The sequence below is a fragment of the Pedobacter sp. MR2016-24 genome (assembly GCF_026239655.1).
GTDB lineage: Bacteria > Bacteroidota > Bacteroidia > Sphingobacteriales > Sphingobacteriaceae > Pedobacter.
Map to the genome: position 1 here is coordinate 161,128 of NZ_JAPIVO010000009.1, position 14,292 is coordinate 175,419.

Annotated in this window: 15 protein-coding genes; 10 read left to right on the forward strand and 5 right to left on the reverse strand. The window is 36.9% G+C overall.

Annotation, left to right across the window (positions count from 1 at the left end):
- Positions 1-46: 46 nt before the first annotated feature.
- Positions 47-1,519, reverse strand: coding sequence for an RNA polymerase factor sigma-54 (gene rpoN / locus OQX62_RS23355; protein WP_265834084.1), 1,473 nt, complete (start codon positions 1,517-1,519; stop codon positions 47-49).
- Between the two features lie 173 nt (positions 1,520-1,692).
- On the opposite strand from rpoN, the gene mscL reads away from it, so the two are divergent.
- Positions 1,693-2,142 (forward strand): large conductance mechanosensitive channel protein MscL, encoded by a 450-nt coding sequence (gene mscL / locus OQX62_RS23360; RefSeq protein WP_265834085.1) that lies wholly within the window; start codon positions 1,693-1,695, stop codon positions 2,140-2,142.
- Positions 2,143-2,168: 26 nt separating this feature from the next.
- Here mscL and OQX62_RS23365 read toward each other — a convergent pair whose 3' ends face one another.
- Positions 2,169-3,044: a ChaN family lipoprotein gene (locus OQX62_RS23365; protein WP_265834086.1), complete on the reverse strand. Its 876-nt coding sequence runs from the start codon at positions 3,042-3,044 to the stop codon at positions 2,169-2,171.
- A gap of 179 nt (positions 3,045-3,223) precedes the next feature.
- Between OQX62_RS23365 and OQX62_RS23370 the strand changes: the two genes are divergently transcribed.
- From OQX62_RS23370 to tsaB, 7 genes are all read left to right on the forward strand, one after another.
- Positions 3,224-3,967 carry a LiaF transmembrane domain-containing protein gene (locus OQX62_RS23370; RefSeq protein ID WP_265834087.1) on the forward strand — a complete coding sequence of 248 codons (744 nt, stop codon included), beginning with the start codon at positions 3,224-3,226 and terminating at the stop codon, positions 3,965-3,967.
- A gap of 10 nt (positions 3,968-3,977) precedes the next feature.
- Positions 3,978-5,036: a sensor histidine kinase gene (locus tag OQX62_RS23375; protein ID WP_265834088.1), complete on the forward strand. Its 1,059-nt coding sequence runs from the start codon at positions 3,978-3,980 to the stop codon at positions 5,034-5,036.
- Complete coding sequence (locus OQX62_RS23380; protein WP_265834089.1) at positions 5,014-5,748, forward strand: LytR/AlgR family response regulator transcription factor; 735 nt, start codon at positions 5,014-5,016, stop codon at positions 5,746-5,748. The genes OQX62_RS23375 and OQX62_RS23380 overlap by 23 nt, the downstream gene beginning before the upstream one ends.
- 97 nt (positions 5,749-5,845) lie before the next feature.
- Positions 5,846-6,004 carry a 50S ribosomal protein L34 gene (rpmH, locus tag OQX62_RS23385; protein WP_008241331.1) on the forward strand — a complete coding sequence of 53 codons (159 nt, stop codon included), beginning with the start codon at positions 5,846-5,848 and terminating at the stop codon, positions 6,002-6,004.
- Positions 6,005-6,063: 59 nt separating this feature from the next.
- Positions 6,064-6,459: a ribonuclease P protein component gene (gene rnpA, locus OQX62_RS23390; protein WP_265834090.1), complete on the forward strand. Its 396-nt coding sequence runs from the start codon at positions 6,064-6,066 to the stop codon at positions 6,457-6,459.
- Positions 6,446-6,676, forward strand: a complete 231-nt coding sequence (gene yidD, locus OQX62_RS25130; RefSeq protein ID WP_265834091.1) for a membrane protein insertion efficiency factor YidD — start codon at positions 6,446-6,448, stop codon at positions 6,674-6,676. The genes rnpA and yidD overlap by 14 nt, the downstream gene beginning before the upstream one ends.
- Before the next feature lie 26 nt (positions 6,677-6,702).
- Positions 6,703-7,389 carry a tRNA (adenosine(37)-N6)-threonylcarbamoyltransferase complex dimerization subunit type 1 TsaB gene (tsaB, locus tag OQX62_RS23400; RefSeq protein ID WP_265834092.1) on the forward strand — a complete coding sequence of 229 codons (687 nt, stop codon included), beginning with the start codon at positions 6,703-6,705 and terminating at the stop codon, positions 7,387-7,389.
- Here tsaB and OQX62_RS23405 read toward each other — a convergent pair whose 3' ends face one another.
- A complete protein-coding gene (locus OQX62_RS23405) occupies positions 7,390-8,793 on the reverse strand; it encodes a DUF5723 family protein (protein ID WP_265834093.1) in 1,404 nt (467 codons plus the stop codon). It abuts the gene before it with no gap.
- A gap of 95 nt (positions 8,794-8,888) precedes the next feature.
- On the reverse strand, positions 8,889-10,466 hold the full coding sequence (locus OQX62_RS23410) for a hypothetical protein (protein WP_265834094.1): 1,578 nt from the start codon (positions 10,464-10,466) through the stop codon (positions 8,889-8,891).
- A gap of 94 nt (positions 10,467-10,560) precedes the next feature.
- On the opposite strand from OQX62_RS23410, the gene OQX62_RS23415 reads away from it, so the two are divergent.
- On the forward strand, positions 10,561-10,947 hold the full coding sequence (locus OQX62_RS23415) for a DUF423 domain-containing protein (RefSeq protein WP_265834095.1): 387 nt from the start codon (positions 10,561-10,563) through the stop codon (positions 10,945-10,947).
- 1 nt (position 10,948) lies between these two features.
- A complete protein-coding gene (gene priA, locus OQX62_RS23420; RefSeq protein WP_265834096.1) occupies positions 10,949-13,429 on the forward strand; it encodes a replication restart helicase PriA in 2,481 nt (826 codons plus the stop codon).
- Here priA and OQX62_RS23425 read toward each other — a convergent pair.
- Positions 13,426-14,106 (reverse strand): hypothetical protein, encoded by a 681-nt coding sequence (locus OQX62_RS23425; protein ID WP_265834097.1) that lies wholly within the window; start codon positions 14,104-14,106, stop codon positions 13,426-13,428. The two genes, priA and OQX62_RS23425, sit on opposite strands and share 4 nt — an antisense overlap.
- Positions 14,107-14,292: the final 186 nt, after the last annotated feature.

Consider the following 14,292-nt stretch of genomic DNA (forward strand, 5'->3'; position numbering starts at 1 on the left):
TTTGCATTCTATCTATGCTCAGCTATTGTTAAATCTACATTAAGCGCTACAATTCTTTACGTAACCTTGCCACAGGGATATTCATTTGCTCTCTGTATTTGGCTACAGTTCTGCGTGCTATGTTATAACCCTGCTCCTTTAAAATCTCAGTTAACTTCTCGTCTGCAAGCGGTTTGCGCTTATCTTCATTCCCAATACAGTCTTCAAGAATCTTTTTCACCTCTTTGTTGGAAACCTCTTCACCACTCTCAGTTTGAATAGCTTCAGAGAAAAAAGATTTAAGCAGGAAAGTACCAAATTCAGTTTGTACATATTTTGAATTAGCTACCCTGGATACTGTCGAAATATCCATATCTATTTTATCAGCAATATCTTTCAGGATCATCGGACGCATTTTTCTTTCATCACCTGTAAGCAAATACTCATACTGATACTGCATAATAGCATTCATTGTTTTGAGTAATGTTTGCTGTCTCTGTTTAATTGCATCTATAAACCATTTGGCTGAGTCAAGTTTCTGTTTAACAAACTGAACAGCTTCTTTTAATTTTTTGTCCTTTTGCGCCGCTTTATCATAATGTTCAAACATGTCGATATAAGAACGGCTTACTCTTAATTCAGGTGCATTTTTTGAATTCAGCGTCAGTATTAATACTGAGTCATTATTGCTGACATGAAAATCAGGGATAACTTGTAGCTGTTTGGTAGTTACCTGGTTAGAGTCACCTGGTTTAGGATTAAGACGTAGAATCTCTGCAATAATTTCTTTAAGATCCTCACTGTTTAATCCTAGTGATTTTTCCAGTTTGTCATAATGTTTCCTTGTAAACTCATCCAGATAGTTTTCAACTATTGTGATCGCTTTCTGTATGATAAGGTTGTTGGGATCTTTTCTTCTTAATTGCAAGGTCAGGCATTCCTGTAAATCGCGGGCTGCAATGCCCGGAGGGTCGAAACTTTGAATCACTTTCAGCATCTCCAGTACATCCTCTTCTTCCACCATTATATTTTGTGAAAAAGCAAGGTCGTCTATCATTGAAGTGATAGGCCTTCTTAAATATCCGTCATCATCAAGACTTCCGATGATTTGTTTTCCAATAATAAAGTCCTGATCAGACAGCGGCACAAGGTCAAGTTGCTCCTGTAAGCTTTCGAAAAAGGTACTTTCGATAGCAATGGGAGTTTCTTTTTTCTCCTCATCGTCGTCATTATTGTTGTATGAAGTGCTGTAGTCGTTTGTATTGTCGTCCTGTAAATAGTCGTCAACATTAAATTCATCTGTGCTTTCTTCTTTCGATCCGGCATCAAAGTCTTCTGGCGTTTCATTCAAATCGTCGTATTCACTCTTAGGTTCCTCAGCGATCATTAGACTTGGATCTTCAAGAGCTGGGTTTTCTTCTAATTCTTCTTTTATGCGTGTATCTAAGGAAACGGTAGGGACTTGCAGCAATTTAATAAATTGAATTTGCTGCGGTGATAATTTTTGAAGTAACTTTTGTTGTAAATGTTGTTTAAGCATGTTCTGTAGAAAAGGTATTTAGACCCGTTTCAAAAATAAGCATTTGGTTTAGATATAAACTATAGACTTATGCTATTATTGCAATTGATAGGTTTTTTTACAACAAAAGGCCTCATTTCCCAATAAAGTTTATAATTTTAAACTCGTATTGAGCGATTATTAAAAAAACAGTTATGAGTTTTATTAAAGAATTTAAGGAATTTGCCATGAAAGGCAATGTCATCGACCTTGCTGTCGGTGTAATTATAGGAGGTGCATTTGGTAAGATTGTTACCTCCATGGTGAATGATTTGATTATGCCTCCAATTAGCTTATTGATTGGCGATAAGGGTTTTGCAAATTTTTACATTCCATTAAATTCAAAGGTTCAGGAATTTGTTGCAGCTAATCCCAATGCTTCTCTTGAAGATGCGAGAAAAGCCGGGCCGGTATTTGCCTGGGGGAATTTTGCAACTGAGGTTATCAATTTTATTATTCTTGCTTTTATTATTTTTCTAATGGTAAAAGCTATCAATTCTATAAAGCGTAAGCAGGAAGAAGCACCTAAAGCCGCACCGGCACCTACTAAAGAAGAAGTTTTATTAGGGGAGATCAGAGATTTGCTAAAAGCAAGAAGTTTATAAACATATTTTTAAGGGGATATGTATTTTCATGTCCCCTGTTTTTTAATTTCGGGACTGATGATAATATAATCAGCTAACCCGGAATATTTCTTCCAGTCAGGATGAATAAAATCTGCCGATGGAAAGCAGGATATATTGGTGGCCCTGATGCCTGGTGCATATTTTTTTAACTGCATCATGATCCCTAGCTTTTCATCACTATGAAATCTTCCATTGACCTGAAAGATCTTTTTTCTGGGATTCTTTTTGAGATGGGCGGCAATTGACCATGCCATTGTTGCATCCCAAAAGTTTTGCGTCTGATAAATCTTCATATTGCCCATATCATGCCCTCCCAAAGTCTGTACAAATTTTTCATGATATCTTCCGGTAGCTGTATCTACAGGCAATGGTGGAAAGAATACTTTTGACATCGCAGGAAACTTTGTCAAGACTTCCAGACCTCCGTAGGTTACCGCATTGCTATACCTTACTGCTGCATTCGCAGCAATTACATTTAATTGGTTCTCTTTTGCAAAAGCTATTAAGGGTTTGTAGTCGTTATAATTATTCCATGCCCTGCTTTCCTTAATGAAGTTTTTTTCTGAAATAAGATGAAGTAAATATTCGTTGATTACGGGCTGCACATCTGTAGTAAACATTTCCATAGACAAAGCTGTACCAGGATATACCTGGGCTGCTCTTTTAAGAATTTCCAATTCTAATACGTGTCCTGCAGAATCATTGTGTTCCTCTCCGAAGATTAACACATCGGTAGTTTTTATATCCTTAATCAGCGCATCCAGCTGAATTGTTTTTTGATTTTTAACATCATAAATTTTGTACGCCTGCTCACTGCTATCCTGTGCAAATGAGCATAATGATATGGCATTTATGGTTAAGAGTAGGATAATGTATTTCATAGCTCAAATTAACGGATAATATATGATTAAGCTAAATCGCTTATCCGGATTTATTTACCGGTTAAAAAAGTCAATTCACCGATGTTTTACCACTGTGCGGATATGCACTCTGGATTCATCTTAATCTGCGCACTACATTTGATTAGAAAATAATACGTAAAAACATAATACAATTTCAAATGAAAACTTATAAAAACTCAGAAAACCACTCTAGCAGAATGTTGGGTGGTATCATTGTTCTGGTAATTGGTGTAGTATTTCTTTTAAGCAATTTTGGAATTAAAATGCCTCATTGGTTATTTAGCTGGCATACACTACTGATCGTTATCGGTCTCATCATTGGTGCAAAAAGAAATTTTACAGGTAAAGCATGGTTAATCATGGTACTGATCGGTGGTTATTTTACTTTACAGGATATCACGGATTTCAATTTGGCCAGATTTTATTTTCCAATAGCATTTATTGCGTTGGGCCTGTTTCTCATCCTTAAACCTAAAAGAATAGCTGGCGATCAATGGAAAAAAAAAACTGCAGCTTTCAATATAACTGATGAAAATCCGGTAGAAGAGGAGGATATATCTGGCGTCGACTATGTAGAGACCGTTGATATTTTTGGTGGGAGTAAACATAACGTATTTTCTAAGAACTTTAAGGGTGCAGATATGGTGGCCGTTTTTGGAGGATGTGAATTAGACCTGACAAATGCAGACTTTAGGGACACCGTGATTCTGGATGTAGTGGCTATTTTTGGCGGTGCAAAAATAATCGTTCCACCCAGCTGGGAAGTTAAGTCTGAAGTTACCTCTATCTTTGGTGGTGTAGACGATAAACGAAAAATTCTTCCCCTTGCTGGCCAGGAGCGTAAAATTATTAAGATAAAAGGATTAGCTTTATTTGGCGGATTGAATATAACAAACTATTAATCTAATTATCGTGACTAGTAATCCTCTCCTCAGCAGAAAAATACAGAAAGCAGCAGCAATGCTGTTTTTGTCGTGGGTAGCAGCGTTTATTTTGCTCTTCCATTATACATTGAATTTTAATTGGATCATCTCTACAGGAGATAGTTTAATCACTAATGCCTTACTTGCCCTCAGCTGTCTTGTGATCAGTATGGTGCTGAAGTTTTATAAGCCCAAAAATGATATTGTTCTCTTTGTAATTATCCTTGCCATTACCCTCGCTGTATCGGTCTCACTGATCAGCAATTTTTTTTTAAGCAGTATCATATTTAATCAGACATACCTCAGCTTTCTGAGTTTTTCCCTTCCATTCAGATTTATAGTTTTATTTGTTTTTTTAGCATGGTGCGGTCTCGCAAACGTATTGTGGTATAGACTTGAAGAACAATCTGAAACCCAGGAACGTTTGTTCACTGCCCAGAACCTGGCTAAGGAAGCAGAGCTGAATAAATTGAGGCATCAGTTGCAACCCCATTTTTTATTTAACAGCCTTAATTCTGTTTATGCATTAACTATTGTAAACCCAAAAGAAGCGGGGATTATGATTACCAAACTGGCCTCATTTCTACGTGGTACTTTAAAACGAGATGATGAAGTTTGGGTCAGTGTTGCTGAAGAGATGGAGTATATCCAGCTATACCTGGATATTGAAAAAGTAAGATTCAGCCACCGCCTTAATATTGCGGTCGAAATAGCAGATGAGGCGCTGGATTTATGCCTCCCTGGAACGTTACTTCAGCCAATTGTAGAAAATGCAATAAAATTCGGTCTGTATAATACCTCAGGTACAATCCTGATTTCGGTAGCCGTAAGGGTAGAGCAGGGGGTATTGGTTTTAGCAGTGAGTAATCCTTACGATCCTGAAATGAAAAGTGCAGAAGGAACCGGATTCGGTTTGACGGCAATAAGAAGAAGGTTATATTTGCTTTTTGCGGACAGTAATTTACTGCAAACCTCTTCATCGGAAACTAATATTTATTCAACGACGCTTAAAATTCCACAAATATATGATAAGAACCATACTCATTGATGATGAGCCTTTAGCAAGGGATATTGTAAAACATTATCTTAATAAATATCCTGATATTGAAGTAGTAGCAGAATGTAGTGATGGTTTTGAAGGCTTGAAGGCAATTACGCAGTTTCGGCCTGACTTCATATTCTTAGATATACAGATGCCAAAAATTAATGGTTTTGAGATGCTGGAACTGGTAGATGAAGCTCCGGTTGTAATATTTACAACCGCTTTTGATGAATACGCAATCAAGGCTTTTGAAGTCAATGCGGTCGATTATCTGCTCAAACCAATAGAAGAAGACCGATTTGACCAGGCTATAAAAAAACTGCCTGCTAAATTAAAACAGAATGAGATTACAGCCGATTTGCTGGAATCTGTAGCAGTGAACCCGGCACAACAGAACAGGGTAGTGGTTAAGACCAATGGCGTGATTAAGATTATCCCGGTGGCTGATATACATTACCTGGAAGCAGACGATGACCACGTTAAATTAAGTAGTACCGAAGGTGTTTTCTTCAAGAATAAAACCATGGGTTTTTTTGAACGGACACTGGATAGCTCACAGTTTATAAGAATTCACCGTTCTTATATCATTAATTTGGGGCAGGTGTCAAAAATAGAATTGAAAGAAAAAGATAGTTATGTTGTTTTATTAAAGTCAAATATCTGGCTTCCAGTTAGTAAAAGTGGATATGCACGACTAAAAACAGCTTTAGGTATATAAAATATAAAACTGATGCTGAATGTATTTGCATTTAATAAAAAATGGGACTATATTTGCACCTCTGATTTTAAAAAAATAGTTAAGATATAATACAGTTATGAAAAGAACATTCCAACCTTCGCAAAGAAAGAGAAGAAACAAACACGGCTTCCGCGAAAGAATGGCTACAGCAAACGGTAGAAGAGTATTAGCTTCTCGTCGTGCAAAAGGAAGAAAGAAATTATCAGTTTCTGACGAACGTCGTCACAAAGCATAATTTTGATTGCAGCACGTTAAGTGTTAGCAGATCTTGTCTGCAATATTGCAATCAGAAACATGAAAAAATTTACTAAAGAAGAACGGTTATGTAGCAGAAAGTCATTAGACCTGCTGTTTAAGAACGGTTCTTCTTTTTTATTGTATCCTTTTCGGTTATCTTACTTATTTGTATCAGGTAAACATACTTTTCCTGCACAGGTGGTAATTAACGTCTCAAAGAAGAGGTTTAGACGTGCGCATGATAGAAATCTCATCAAGCGCAGAATTCGCGAAGCTTATCGTCTGCATAAATCATCTGGTTTATATCCTGCACTGAGCGATCCCAATCAATTACTATTACTTTCTATCCAGTTTGTTGGCAAAGAACATCATGATTACCTGTTTTTTGATAAGAAGCTTGCTGCTGCTTTTAAAAAGCTAATTTTAAGTTTTTCTACTGATGAAAGTAATTAAAGAGGTTATAGCATGGCTTTTTTTAGCTATAATTAGGCTATATCAATGGTTATTATCACCATTACTGGGTGCTAGTTGTCGTTTTACACCAACCTGTTCGCAGTACGGAATTGAAGCTATCAAAAAGCATGGGCCTTTCAAAGGGGGCTGGCTTACGTTAAAAAGGATAGGTCGCTGTCATCCCTGGGGGAAACATGGGCACGATCCTGTGCCATAATAATTAAATGAACTATATTTGCGCAAATGGTCAAAATACTTCAAATTGAAACTGCTACCCAGTCATGTTCTGCTGCTGTAGCGGTGAACGGGAAAACAGTTGCACTAAAAGAACTTGTTGCTCAGAACATTCACGCAGGCAGTCTTACTTTATTTATTGATGAAGTGATGACGATGGCTGGCATAAGTTATCAGGAACTCGATGCTATTGCTGTAAGTAAAGGACCTGGATCTTATACCGGCTTAAGGATTGGAGTTTCTACGGCGAAGGGATTATGTTTTGCACTTGATAAACCTCTGATCGGCATTGATACGCTAAAAATGATGGCTACTGGCTTTATCAGTACTGCTGAAAATTACCAGGGACTGGTTTGTCCGATGATCGATGCCAGAAGAATGGAGGTTTTTACTGCCTTATATCAATCTGATCTTTCAGTTGTATTACCAGTTAGTGCAGAGATTATCAATGAAGAATCATATAAAGAACTGTTAGCTCTTCATCATATTACGTTTATAGGTGACGGGGCATCCAAATGCAGTCAGATTATCTCGTCTTCTACTGCAGTGTTTTCTGAGCTGAACTATAATTCCTCAGCAAATATGAGTTTGCTTGCATTCAATGCTTTTCTGCATAAAGAATTTGAAGATCTTGCTTATTTTGAACCTTATTATCTCAAGGACTTTGTAATTACAGCACCAAAAAAGAAAGTTTAATTATTTTTTCTTTTTAAACACGCCAAATATCTTACTGAAAAAGCCTTTTTTATCGGCATCATCTCCAACTCCCGGCATGTAGCTGCTGTTTTGAGGGTGTTCTACAATGTAACCAAATTTAATTCCCAGACCCATATAAAACGAGGCTCCCGTGTATCCTAAATTTGTAGCCGCTGTTTTTTTAGCTATGGACGCCGATTTTAATAGGTTGTCTGTTCCTAAAAAGAACTCGAAGTTTGGCGTCTGGTACATTCCCTGGGTTCCCAGCTGCATAAAGCCGAGCATATTATAGGCTGGAGACAGGGATAAAGAGAGATCATTATATTTAAAATTGTTCACCAGTACCACGTCTCCGCCTTGATAAAAAAGATTCTTTGAAATGATAAAACTGGGCGTATAAAAATCGTATTTCTTCGAAATAAGAAAATCTGCTTTGGCATTTGTTGCCGTATAAAAGCTGTTTTTCCGATCTGCTACCTCAAATATATCAAGAATACGTTCCTGAAGATCGGGCTCAGGTTCCAAAGGATCTCTGTTAATAGTCGCTACATCACTTACAAAAAATGAATGTGAATCTTTATTCCATTTGATAAAACCTAAATCCTTGATACTGCTCATAATGAACACACCTGATTTGGCAGTATAAGTAGTTCCCATCCCTATTGATAAACCAGGGTTCTTGAAATTGGGAAAAAATGTTTTCGATGAGATCTCATCCCCACGCAGGAAACTTGCTTTATAGGTACCAGTAAGGCCAACTGAAAGTTGATTAGCTATAGGATCGATAGTCAGATTGGAATTGGTAATTTCTGCCTTATTGTAAGTAATCCCACTCAATAAACTCACTTTTACACCAAAAGCCAATCTTTTATTGTAATTCTCCCGGAAATTTAAACTGAACTGATGATAGGACTGGCCATATCCATTACCATTAAAAAGGCCCGTTTGTGACGAGGAAAACCGATTATAATCATTGAAAATTACCAGCGTTTCGTTTGTATAGTCTGCAAATGCGTCTGACCGCACCTGCCATGAAAAGCCAATTTCCTGATGAAATTTATAGGATTGAAACATCCTGAATGTTAGCAGATAGATATTAGAGTTATGTATCAGTTTATTTCTATCATTATTTCCGATAGGAACTCCCGTGGCATCATAAACACCATCGGAGATCAATTTTCTCCCTGTAAAACTGCCATCACCTCTATTTGCTGCATTAAGACCAAAATATGGGAGCAGAAAATTAGAAGCGTATTGCCTCGAGGAGTCTAAAAGAAATGCTTTTTGAGCAGGGTTCTCAAAAGCATCAAATAATGTTTTTGTATTGAAAAGACCATATTGCTGTGCCTGAAGCTGGCTGAATGTAATTGAAAAAAAACAGATTAACAGGTATCTTTTTGCCATATGCAGGAAACGTTTCTAAATATGCTAAATTAAAAAGGTAAATTGATTATTTAAATGTTAAATCTTATTCAATTCATTCTTTTTGGAATAGGAAACTACCTTATTACCATTGTACTGTCGGTTTTCGAAGCAGATTTTGCATCAATTACTAAAGTAGTCTGGAAGTTATCACCATCACCGCTTAACTGATAAATCAATGAGCTGAATGGAGCTAAACCATCTTCAGCACTAAGGTACCTGTAGTCGGCATTGTACATCATATTCCTCGCCAGATCCATAACGTTTTTCCTGTTACCATAAAACATCACACTTGCATCTTTTGAAATATGGTTATACAGATTAGTGTAATCCGAAGTATTGATTAGCAGTTCATTTTTGCGGTAGCTGTTTAAAAAAGATTGTATGGTTCCGGCGGAATTCGCAATTACCATATAATTATCAATTATCGTATAATATGGTTTATTGAATTTGCTGACAGGTTCTCCAAAGTAGGCATACAGTAAATCCGGTTCTTTCAATAATTTGATGTCCTCATTATAGTTTTCACTGATATCCAGTAGGAGCTGATCTAATTTATCTCCGTTAGACAGTTGGATAGCACCTAATTTTTCTCCTGATTTTAGCTGAAAAGTAATGAGCTGACTTTTAAAATATTTAGGGATGATTTCATCGATATCCAGGTGATATTTCTGATTAGTACTATTTATAATTCTTTTTACCTTATTATCCTGTTTTGTTGAGCTAAACCATGTTGCCAGATTTTTACGCCATGCATTATAATCTGAGATTATAAAAACAGTAAAATTAGCTGTATTTGCAGGCAGGATATTGTCTATAATTATCTTCTGGGGTTTTAGTGAGATAAACAAACTGAGGTAATTCGTGTGATCATTTATTCTGGAGTTGCCGTTAAAGAATAGTCTCTCTTTACTAAAATTATAGTTGAGTGCTGCGAATGAATTGTTCTTCTTTAATATTTCTATATGACCAGGAAGCTTATCGGGAGAAAATGCTTTAAGCAAATCCGGGAGAATACGGAAGTTGATATAAAGATTTGCCAGACTGTTTTTGCTGTACTTGTCGCCCGACTTCATATAGGCTGCAAATTCTTGCGTATTTTTGTCCAGATGGGCATTTAGTGCTTGAACAGCATGCTGTTTATTATTTGATATCACGACTAGGTCGTTTTTTATTCCTCCGTAGTAGATGGTGCTGTCCTGTAATGTTAATTTGAATTCCGTGGCTGTGCCTTCAGTTTGAATCTTATTGGCTTTCAGCGTATTCAGCAGGTTTACCTTTCCTTCTGCGGTGTTTAGCTGAGTGCTGATCAGGTAATTATTAGATTGATTTGATCCCGCTGAAAAGCTGATATATATGGCATTCCCCACAATAAGCCGGTTGATAGCAGGATTGGCTATAATTTCACTTTTTAGCAAGGCAAGTTGTCTTGCATTTTCTGTCCCGATTACGCGTTGAAAGTAATTCTGCCCTTTTAATAATTCCAATACGTTCTTGTCATCCTGCATGCAAAAAACGAGTCCGGAATTGAAAACCGCGGCATTAAGACTACCATTATCTGTCATATTCTGCGCAGTTAATCTGGAGAAATATAGATAAGCCATAGCCATCATCGCTATAATCAGTACTAACAGAGTGAGATAGATTTTTTTCATGGGAGATTCAAGCAAATTTAATTTTAATTTTTGATTACTAAGAAAATGCAACCATTTTCTTAATTTTGACTGGCTGGAAAAAAGCTGATTTTAAATGAATAGACGAATAATTTTAACTGCTTCTTTGTTTGGTTGTATAGCTGTGATATTTGGAGCATTTGGCGCGCATAGTTTAAAGAATGTTCTCAGTGCTGATGCTATGGCTATCTGGACAAAAGGTATTGAATATCAGTTTTATCACACTTTTGCTTTATTATTCTTATCAACTTTTGCCAGATTCAGGACTAAACTGGTAGACTTTTCATTTTACTGTTTTTCTATCGGTACTTTATTATTTTCCGGGTCGTTATATTTACTGGCAACGAGGGACATTCTTCATCTTTCTTTTGTGAATATCATCGGTCCGGTTACGCCTTTGGGTGGATTATTATTGGTAGGCGGATGGATTCTTTTATTCCTTGCTGCTTTAAAAAACCGATAATATGTCAGACGCTAATGATATAGATTTTGTAGAAAGGGATACCTTATTTGTTGAAGTCATTTTACCCTTATCACTTTCAAAAAATTATATCTATCGTATACCTTTTCACTTAAATGAACTGATTGCGGTGGGGAAAAGGGTAATTGTACAGTTTGGTAAAAACAAAATCTATACGGCATTAGTTAAAAGTTTAAGTAATACACCTCCAGAGGTTTATCAGGCAAAATACATTATCGATGTAATAGATGAATATCCCGTCGTAACTGATATGCAATTCAGGTTCTGGGATTGGATGACTTCCTATTATTTATGTAATGAAGGAGATGTGATGTCGGCCGCCCTTCCTGCAGGACTTAAACTGGCCAGTGAGACAATTATCGTACTGCGTGAAGATGCTGATCTGGGTTCAATAGATATTACCGATAAGGAAGCCATACTTGTTACCACCCTGGATAAGCAAAAGAAACTGACGATCGATCAGATATCTAAATTATTAGGACAGAAGACAGTCTTTCCTATCATCAGATCCTTAATCGGTAAGGACGTGGTCTATATAGCAGAAGAAGTAGTAGAGAAATACAAACCGCTTTTAAAGTCTTTTATTACACTAAACCCTTTTTATAAAGAAGAGGGCAATTTCAGACAGCTTTTTGAAGTGCTGGAGCGTGCGCCAAAACAATTGGATGCACTGCTGATGTACATTAAGCTTTCTAAAGCAGGAGAAGAAGTTTCAAAGGCACAATTGCTGGAAGAAAGTAATTGCGGCCAGGCTGCGTTAAAATCTTTAGTGGATAAGGACATTTTTGCATTGCGTAAAAAAGCAGTGAGCCGGCTGAATGATGAGGTGGATGACCTCATCTTAAATTTTAAATTGAGTACAGCCCAGCAAATAGCATTATCAGCAATTCAAACCTCATTTCAGACCAAAGATGTGGTTTTACTGCATGGTGTTACTGCTTCCGGAAAAACACAGGTCTACATCAAATTGATAGAAGAAGCTATTGCCGGCGGTGGGCAAGTACTTTTCCTCTTGCCTGAAATTGCACTCACTACGCAGATTGTTGAGCGGATAAAACGTTATTTTGGTGATGCCATCGGTGTATATCACTCAAAATTTAATGACAATGAACGCGTAGAGATCTGGAATAAAGTACTTAACGGACAATATAAGATTGTTTTAGGTGCCAGATCCGCCGTTTTTCTTCCTTTTAAAGATTTAAAATTAATCGTCGTAGATGAAGAGCATGAGTCATCTTATAAACAGAATGAACCTTCTCCAAGGTATCAGGCAAGAGATGCTGCCGTATATCTGGCCCACTTGCATCAGGCTAAGATAGTATTGGGTTCTGCTACACCTTCAATTGAAAGTTATTACAATGCAGAACAACAAAAATATGGTCTGGTTGCGCTTACGGAAAGGTTCGGGGGAGTTGATCTTCCGCTTCAGGAGGTAGTCAGTATTTCAGAGGAAACCAAACGAAAGAAGATGGTGTCTTATTTTTCCAGTGTGCTTATTGACGATATACAGGCTACACTGAATAAAAAGGAACAGGTAATTCTTTTCCAGAACAGGAGGGGATACGCTACCATTCTTATTTGCAAAACATGCGGATTCGCACCCAAATGCGTGAATTGTGATGTGAGTTTAACATTTCATAAGAGCAGCGGGAAATTACATTGTCATTATTGCGGTTATCACGAAAGCAGTATGAAAATATGTCCGGCATGCGGTTCTGTGCATGTGGAACAAAAAGGTTTTGGTACAGAAAGGGTTGAAGAAGAGCTTAGTCTTATCTTTCCTGATATTAAGATTGCGCGATTGGATGTGGACAGTACCAGAACTAAAAATAGTCTGCAGAAAATCATAGCTGATTTCCAGGAAAAAAAGACAGACATTCTGATCGGAACACAGATGGTAGCTAAGGGACTGGATTTTGACAATGTCACCCTGATTGGAGTAATCAATGCAGATACGCTTTTAAATTATCCTGATTTTCGTGCTTTCGAAAGGAGTTATCAATTGCTGGCACAGGTGGCAGGAAGAGCCGGGCGCCGCTCGCAGCAGGGAAAAGTATGTATTCAGGCTTATGATGACAAACACAGGATTATTAAACAAGTAGTAGATAACAACTATCTTGAAATGTATAATGACGAAATTGCCGAGCGGAGGCAATTTCATTATCCACCCTTTACACGCCTGATTTTCATCAATGTGAAACATAAGGATGCCAATGTCCTCAATGCCGCTGCATTAAGGTTTGCCAATCTGTTAAAAGCGCAACTTGGAACACGCGTTCTAGGGCCTGAACAACCTTTAGTGTCCAGAATCAGAAACTATTATATCAGGCAGATTATCATTAAATCCGATAAGTCTACGGCAATACAAAAAGTAAAATCAGTACTAAAACAAACGATTGTTGATTTCAATACAGAAAATACTTATAAAGGGGTAATTATACAGATCGATGTAGATCCTTATTAATCTTTAGTTCCGAGATGTATCTGAATGCCTACGGAAACAGGGTTTAATAGAAATTCGGTTTTATAATATTTATTTAAAGTCCTGTAATTTGACGCATCCAATGCAACTGTTTCCTGGCGTTCATAGGAGTAGAAGAACTCGAGGTTGCTTTCTGCAAAAATAGAAAGCATTGGTACAGGGTTAAGCTTAATTCCAAGTACAGGAGAAGCTACGAATCCGTTTTTGCTACCTTCGATGCTACTTGGTGAAACCGTAACGCGCTGCGGATTTGTATTGTTGATAGTTCCCTTGAAAACGGTTGACCTAAATCCTATATCCATTGCAAAATAAGGCTGAATACCTGAATAATTGAAGCTTTTCTCAAATCCTATTTTAACTGAATAATCTGTTGTTTTACCATCTGCAAGTTCACAATTAGCGCAGTTATTGTTAAAACTGGTTGACTTGTTTAAATAGTTTGCACTAAGCCGGTAGCTAATCTGATTGTCATTGAATTTAATCATCGCTCCATTAAAGTAGGTATTTAAATAGGGCTGATCTGTCTGATTCAATAATTTCGGCAGTTGAATAATACTAAATGCCCTTGCAACTATGGAGTAATTATAATTTCCATTTGTTTGAGAATAAGAGCAAAGGTAAAACGCTAAAGACAATAGTGTTAGTATTGCTTTTTTCATACATAATGTTTTTGGTGTGGTCTCAAAAGTAGAAATTATTTGTTGTAATAAGCTGATTATTACGTATAAAATATACTTGTATTTATTGGAAATTATTACTGAGAATTTTTTAAAAAATTAACTTTTATGCATGTGTTTTGTCGTATTATTTTTATTTTAAGAATAATAACAGCGCTATATCCTGTT

Excerpts from the sequence above, each read along its gene's own strand:
- rpoN (WP_265834084.1), bottom strand. The coding sequence starts at position 1,519 with ATGCTTAAACAACATTTACAACAAAAGTTACTTCAAAAATTATCACCG.
- mscL (WP_265834085.1), top strand. The coding sequence starts at position 1,693 with ATGAGTTTTATTAAAGAATTTAAGGAATTTGCCATGAAAGGCAATGTC.
- OQX62_RS23365 (WP_265834086.1), bottom strand. The coding sequence starts at position 3,044 with ATGAAATACATTATCCTACTCTTAACCATAAATGCCATATCATTATGC.
- OQX62_RS23370 (WP_265834087.1), top strand. The coding sequence starts at position 3,224 with ATGAAAACTTATAAAAACTCAGAAAACCACTCTAGCAGAATGTTGGGT.
- OQX62_RS23380 (WP_265834089.1), top strand. The coding sequence starts at position 5,014 with ATGATAAGAACCATACTCATTGATGATGAGCCTTTAGCAAGGGATATT.
- rpmH (WP_008241331.1), top strand. The coding sequence starts at position 5,846 with ATGAAAAGAACATTCCAACCTTCGCAAAGAAAGAGAAGAAACAAACAC.
- rnpA (WP_265834090.1), top strand. The coding sequence starts at position 6,064 with ATGAAAAAATTTACTAAAGAAGAACGGTTATGTAGCAGAAAGTCATTA.
- yidD (WP_265834091.1), top strand. The coding sequence starts at position 6,446 with ATGAAAGTAATTAAAGAGGTTATAGCATGGCTTTTTTTAGCTATAATT.
- tsaB (WP_265834092.1), top strand. The coding sequence starts at position 6,703 with ATGGTCAAAATACTTCAAATTGAAACTGCTACCCAGTCATGTTCTGCT.
- OQX62_RS23405 (WP_265834093.1), bottom strand. The coding sequence starts at position 8,793 with ATGGCAAAAAGATACCTGTTAATCTGTTTTTTTTCAATTACATTCAGC.
- OQX62_RS23410 (WP_265834094.1), bottom strand. The coding sequence starts at position 10,466 with ATGAAAAAAATCTATCTCACTCTGTTAGTACTGATTATAGCGATGATG.
- OQX62_RS23415 (WP_265834095.1), top strand. The coding sequence starts at position 10,561 with ATGAATAGACGAATAATTTTAACTGCTTCTTTGTTTGGTTGTATAGCT.
- priA (WP_265834096.1), top strand. The coding sequence starts at position 10,949 with ATGTCAGACGCTAATGATATAGATTTTGTAGAAAGGGATACCTTATTT.
- OQX62_RS23425 (WP_265834097.1), bottom strand. The coding sequence starts at position 14,106 with ATGAAAAAAGCAATACTAACACTATTGTCTTTAGCGTTTTACCTTTGC.